The organism is Tepidiphilus sp. HLB4 (genome assembly GCF_054823945.1).
In genome coordinates this window covers 1-4,819 of sequence record NZ_JSYB01000082.1, presented here as the reverse complement: position 1 = coordinate 4,819, position 4,819 = coordinate 1, and the positions used below count along the sequence as shown (strand labels likewise).

Annotated in this window: 5 protein-coding genes; 3 read left to right on the top strand and 2 right to left on the bottom strand. The window is 62.8% G+C overall.

The window, feature by feature from the left end; genetic code table 11:
• Both OA56_RS09950 and OA56_RS09945 read right to left on the bottom strand, forming a co-directional pair.
• The coding region (locus OA56_RS09950; protein WP_461585066.1) for a hypothetical protein at positions 1 to 287 on the bottom strand (287 nt) is incomplete at its 3' end.
• Positions 277 to 1,527 (bottom strand): tyrosine-type recombinase/integrase, encoded by a 1,251-nt coding sequence (locus tag OA56_RS09945; protein ID WP_461585064.1) that lies wholly within the window; start codon positions 1,525 to 1,527, stop codon positions 277 to 279. The genes OA56_RS09950 and OA56_RS09945, both read right to left, overlap by 11 nt.
• A gap of 415 nt (positions 1,528 to 1,942) precedes the next feature.
• On the opposite strand from OA56_RS09945, the gene OA56_RS09940 reads away from it, so the two are divergent.
• The 3 genes from OA56_RS09940 to OA56_RS09930 form a co-directional block, all read left to right on the top strand.
• The gene (locus OA56_RS09940) at positions 1,943 to 2,104 is read left to right on the top strand and encodes a hypothetical protein (RefSeq protein ID WP_461585062.1); all 162 of its coding nucleotides are present in this window, start codon (positions 1,943 to 1,945) and stop codon (positions 2,102 to 2,104) included.
• 53 nt (positions 2,105 to 2,157) lie between these two features.
• On the top strand, positions 2,158 to 2,355 hold the full coding sequence (locus OA56_RS09935) for a hypothetical protein (protein ID WP_037411672.1): 198 nt from the start codon (positions 2,158 to 2,160) through the stop codon (positions 2,353 to 2,355).
• Positions 2,355 to 4,819: AAA domain-containing protein (locus tag OA56_RS09930; RefSeq protein WP_461585060.1), on the top strand; the 2,465-nt coding region annotated here is incomplete at its 3' end. The genes OA56_RS09935 and OA56_RS09930, both read left to right, overlap by 1 nt.

Below are 4,819 nucleotides of genomic sequence, written 5' to 3'. Positions count from 1 at the left end.
AAGTGCCACGCAATCGTCCGGGACCTGACATCTATCCATTGTGGCCATTTTTCCCAAGAAAAAATATCTTCATTCATCTCTTCTTCACTTGAATACTCTTTACCCAAAGAAAAAGTAAAATCAACGGCTAGAGCTGGTCGATCGCACGGCGCAACCAAAAAATAAAAGCCGTTCGTCGCGCCCGCATAGATCGCCTCTTCCGACACGTCCAAGATGCGCGCCACCTCGGGCACCGGCAAAACGAAGTCGTCGGGGATGTTGCGCCACCGTTTCAAGTCATCGACCATCGTCGTTTGCTCCTGTAGTGACGAACCTTGCCCATTGCTCCATCAGCGGCCGCCGCTTCTCGACAAGGTCGCCGCGGGCATAGACGGCTTCGACCTCGCCTTTGTAGTCATGCGCGAGCGCGTCTTCGAGCAGTGCGCGGGGGTAGTGGGTCTCGTTCTCGCCCCAGGTGCGAAAGGTGGCGCGAAAGCCGTGGGCCACGATGACGCGCCCACCCTGGCGCCGGTCGATCCAACCCACGCCGTCGGCCGCGTGCTTGGCCGCGTGCAGGTCGCGCAATAGTTTCGTCAGCGCCATGTCCGACAAAGGCTTGCCGCCGCGCGATGGGAACACCCAAGGACAATCGGTAAAGCGTGGCAGGGTGTTCAGCAGCGCGAGCGCGGCCGCCGACAGGGGCACGGCGTGGGGGCGCTTGGTCTTCATTCGTTGCCCGTAGTCGCTGGCGCCGGGGATGCGCCAGACGCGCGCCTCGAAGTCAAACTCTTGCCATTGGGCAAAGCGCACGTTGAGGGGGCGAACGGCCGTGAGGATGAGCAGCGCAAGCGCCCGGGCGGCCATGCTCGTCTTGGCGTCGAGCACCCGCCAGAAGTCGGCGGCCTCGGCGTAGTCGAGCGCGGGCATGTTCTCGCCTTCGACCACCTTGGACGGGGCCGGTAGCAGCTTGTCGAGATGGCCTTTCCACCGCGCCGGGTTCTCGCCGCCGCGCAGTCCGTGGGCCGCCGCCCAGTCGAGCACGGCCGCGATGCGTTGCTGTAGGCGCGATGCCGTCTCGGTCTTCGTCGTCCATATCGGCTCGAGGATGGCGAGCACGTGGCGCGTCTCGACCTCGGCAGGGCGAAGATGCCCGATGACGGGGAAGGCGAACTGCGCAAGGGTGTTTTCCCATTGCTGCACGTGCTTGGCGTTCGTCCATTCGGCGCGCTTGGCCTCGATGAGCCTGGCGGCGCATTCGGCGAAGGTGAGCGCGACATGACGTTTCACGCGCAGCGTCTCGGCCGGGTCACGCTTTTCGAGCTTGAGCACGCGCAAGAGCTCGTCGCGCTTTTCCCGCGCATCGGCCAGCGCCAGCACATCAGCCGGCCCAAGGGTTAGCTCGTTGATCTTGCCATTGAACCGGTAGCGCAGTACCCAGCTACGCGAGACGCCGCGCACCCGCAAGTAGAGATTGCGTCCGTCGGCGTGGTAGCCGTCCGGCAACCTCGCCAGCGCCCGGGGGGTGAGCCGGTTGATTACCTTTGGCATAAATTCTGCCTTATCGCTTGCCTTATCATTTTACGACGCATGACGAAACACGATGAGACAGATTATAGCCTAAGTGTCTTGATTTACAATACTATTTGAAACGACGAGAAATTGCACATTACATGGGAATGGCGGACCCCGGCTCCACCAATACCCCAAGGCCAACCGATCTCGGTTGGCCTTTTTTCATGCCCGCAACGCCAGTATTGGCGCGGTTTCCGGGCGGCGCCTTGCGGACGCGCGCGCCGTCCGAGCGCCGTTTCCGCCCCGACAGCGCCTCTCTGTTCTCGGTTTTTCTCTGCGGCCCGTGGTGGGAACCAGAGGCCACCTCCTTGTCTGACAAGGACTTAGAGACCCCGGGTTGCGGTCGGAGACTGCCTTGCAACGGCGACCGAAGTAAGTGGGTGAGCCCGACGTGAAAAAGACCCCTTCCGCGCTCAAGTGGCTCGCCGAGAGGCGGGTCCGCACGGCCCGCGACTTGGCGCAAAACCTGCGCTTTCTGCAGCGCGTGCAACACGAGATCAAGACGCTCGAACTCGGCGTCGAGAGTTTCTTCCCCAACTCTTCCCGTCATTGACGAACGCACGTCTTCAGGGCAATACTTTTGCAACACCGAATGGGACCAAAGCGATGCCGCGAGTCAGACGCAAGACCGAAGTCGCGACCATCAAACTCACGCCTGAAGTCAGGCGTGCATGGGTGGCCGCCGCCGAGGCCGAGCGCCGCTCGTTGGCCAACGTGTTCGAGGTCGCCATCCTCGAGTACGTCAAGCGCCACCACATAGCCGTGCCCGCTGCCGTCAAAGAAGAACAGCCCAGGGAAGACTGATGCCGACGACCCCGCAACACGGTTTGCTTACACGCCTGCTCGATTACATCGTCGAGCAGGGCAAGGAGATCGACCCCAGGGCCTACGTTCTCACAGGCGCCTCCGACTTCAGGCGCTTCCCAAAAGACCTGGCCGGGCTGCCCGGCGTCGACCTTGATCGCAAGGTCGAAGGCGACCACATCTGGCTGCAGGTTGCGCGCCTCGCGTCCACCTCGCCACCTGCTCCTGACGAGGAGGCGCGGCCCTATATCACCTATTCCGACGATCCGAGCGGGCCCGTGCCGACCCTCAACGAGCAGGCGCTGCAACATCGATTCGCAGCTGACAGACGTACGATGAGTGAGGAGGTCGCGGCCACTCGCGACAAGCATCGCCGCGAGCGCGTCACGAGAGCCTTGACGGACTACATACCGCTTTGGCAGGCCTGGGCCGAAGGGGAGAAACCCCGGCGCCGCACCATCGCACTCTATGGCGATCTCTTCATGCTCAAGGGTCGGCTCGAAGCCGAGGAGACCTCCAACCCATGGGAACTGGTTTGGGGCATGGGCGTGTCGGCCTGGAAGTTCACCGGCACGCGCACGGAGGACGGAAACGGCAAGGGCGTCAGCGTCGACTACCAGTACCCGCTGCTGACACAAGTCGTCGAGATTGACCTCGACCCCCAGACGCACACGATTTCGGTGCGCCCCAGGGCCGTGGCCCCGCGCCTGGAGTTCGACGCCTTTGGCGCCTGTCAAGTCATGGGAGCGGCCGAAGTCGAGAAGCAGGCCAAGGTGCTCCTGGAGAGCGACTCGGAACGCACGCTCACGCCGTTCGACATCGGCAGCTTCGAGCCCATCTTGAAGCTCGTCGCCGGAAGCCTCGACAAGGCGGGGCGCTACGACCCGGCCTATCAAGACTTACCCACTCCGTCCGACCAACTGCTCGTCACGGCCGGATGGGTGTTGTTCGTTCGTCCGCGCTCGGCCAACTTCCTGGTCGAGGACATCCGTCGTCTAAAAGCACGCCTGCAAGCAGGCGATGCGATACCTGCCGGCCCTGCTTGCCTCGTGACGCCGCCCTCTGATGAGGTCGTCAAGTACGAGGCCATCTCGTTTCGAGGCCTATGCAGCGGCAGCAGTGCCAAGGGTGAGCCGCGCGAACTCTACTTCCCGCTGCCCTATAACCAAGAGCAGGAGACCATCGTCGAGATGCTCGAGCGCGCTCCTGGCGTCTGCGTCCAAGGGCCGCCAGGCACCGGCAAAACGCACACGATCGCCAACATCATCTGTCACTACCTCGCCACTGGGCGCAAGGTGCTGGTGACATCCAAGGGCGAGCATGCGTTGTCCGTGCTGCAGGAGAAGATCCCGGAGGACGTGCGGCCACTGACAGTGGCGCTGCTTTCAGGCGACAAGGAAGGGATGCGGCAGTTCCAGGCCTCCATCGAGGCCATCATCCACAACCTGTCGCAGCTCAACGCACGCGCCATACAAGACGAGATTGAGCGCTGCAAGCAGCTGATCGACGCCGCACACGCCGAGATCGCCCGTATCGACAAGCGCGTTGACCAGATTGCCGTTCAGCAGTTGGCGGGCATCGAGGTCGATGGCGTGCAGATGCGCGCGCAGAAGATGGCCGAGCTGGTCGTCTGCGGCCAACAACAGCACGACTGGTTCGACGACGATCTGACGCTATTGCCGGAGCACGCCCCGCCCCTGAGCGACGCCGAGGCACAGACGCTCAGAGATGCCCGCCGCCGACTGGGAACCGACCTCATCTACGTCTCTTCACGGCTGCCCTCGAGCTTCGGGCTCTTCCCTACCGAAGAGGTGGCCAAGCTGCACGACGCTCTCGTGGGTATTCGCGAAATCGATGGTGCTGAGGCCGACGGCGAATTGCTGGCGCTGCGTGCCTTGACGCCCGAGGTGCTCGATGAAGCCCGCCGCATGCTCGCGGCAGTCGACCAGGTGCTCAAGATCGTGCACCACCTGGAAGAATTGGAGAGCCCCTGGGTCTTCGATCTGCGAGCCAAGTGCCGACGCCCGGACTTCGCCAGCGAACAGGAGGCGCTGAAGGCACTGCTGGCCGAGGTCGACGAACTGGTGCAGGCTCGCGCGGCATTCCTGCAGCGGCCTGTGGCGTTGCCCGCCGAAGCATTGGGCAACCCGAAGGTCATCCAAGCCATCGAGCGGGCGCGCGAGACGGGAAAGCCCTTCGGGTTGATGAGCTTTGGCAACGGTGATGCGAAGGAACAGGTGGGTGCCATCCGCGTGTCCGGACTACCGCCCCAAGCAGTCGAGGATTGGGTACATGTGCATCGCTATGTGCGATTGCACGAGAGGGTACTGTCGTTCTCCGTGCGATGGAATCAGTTCGCGCAGGAACTCTCGGTGCCTGAGGTCAAGGCTGACGTAGAGGCGCTGCGCTCGACCGAGCGGATTGCGCTCGGGCGAAGGTTGTGTACCATCCTTTCTGTAAATTC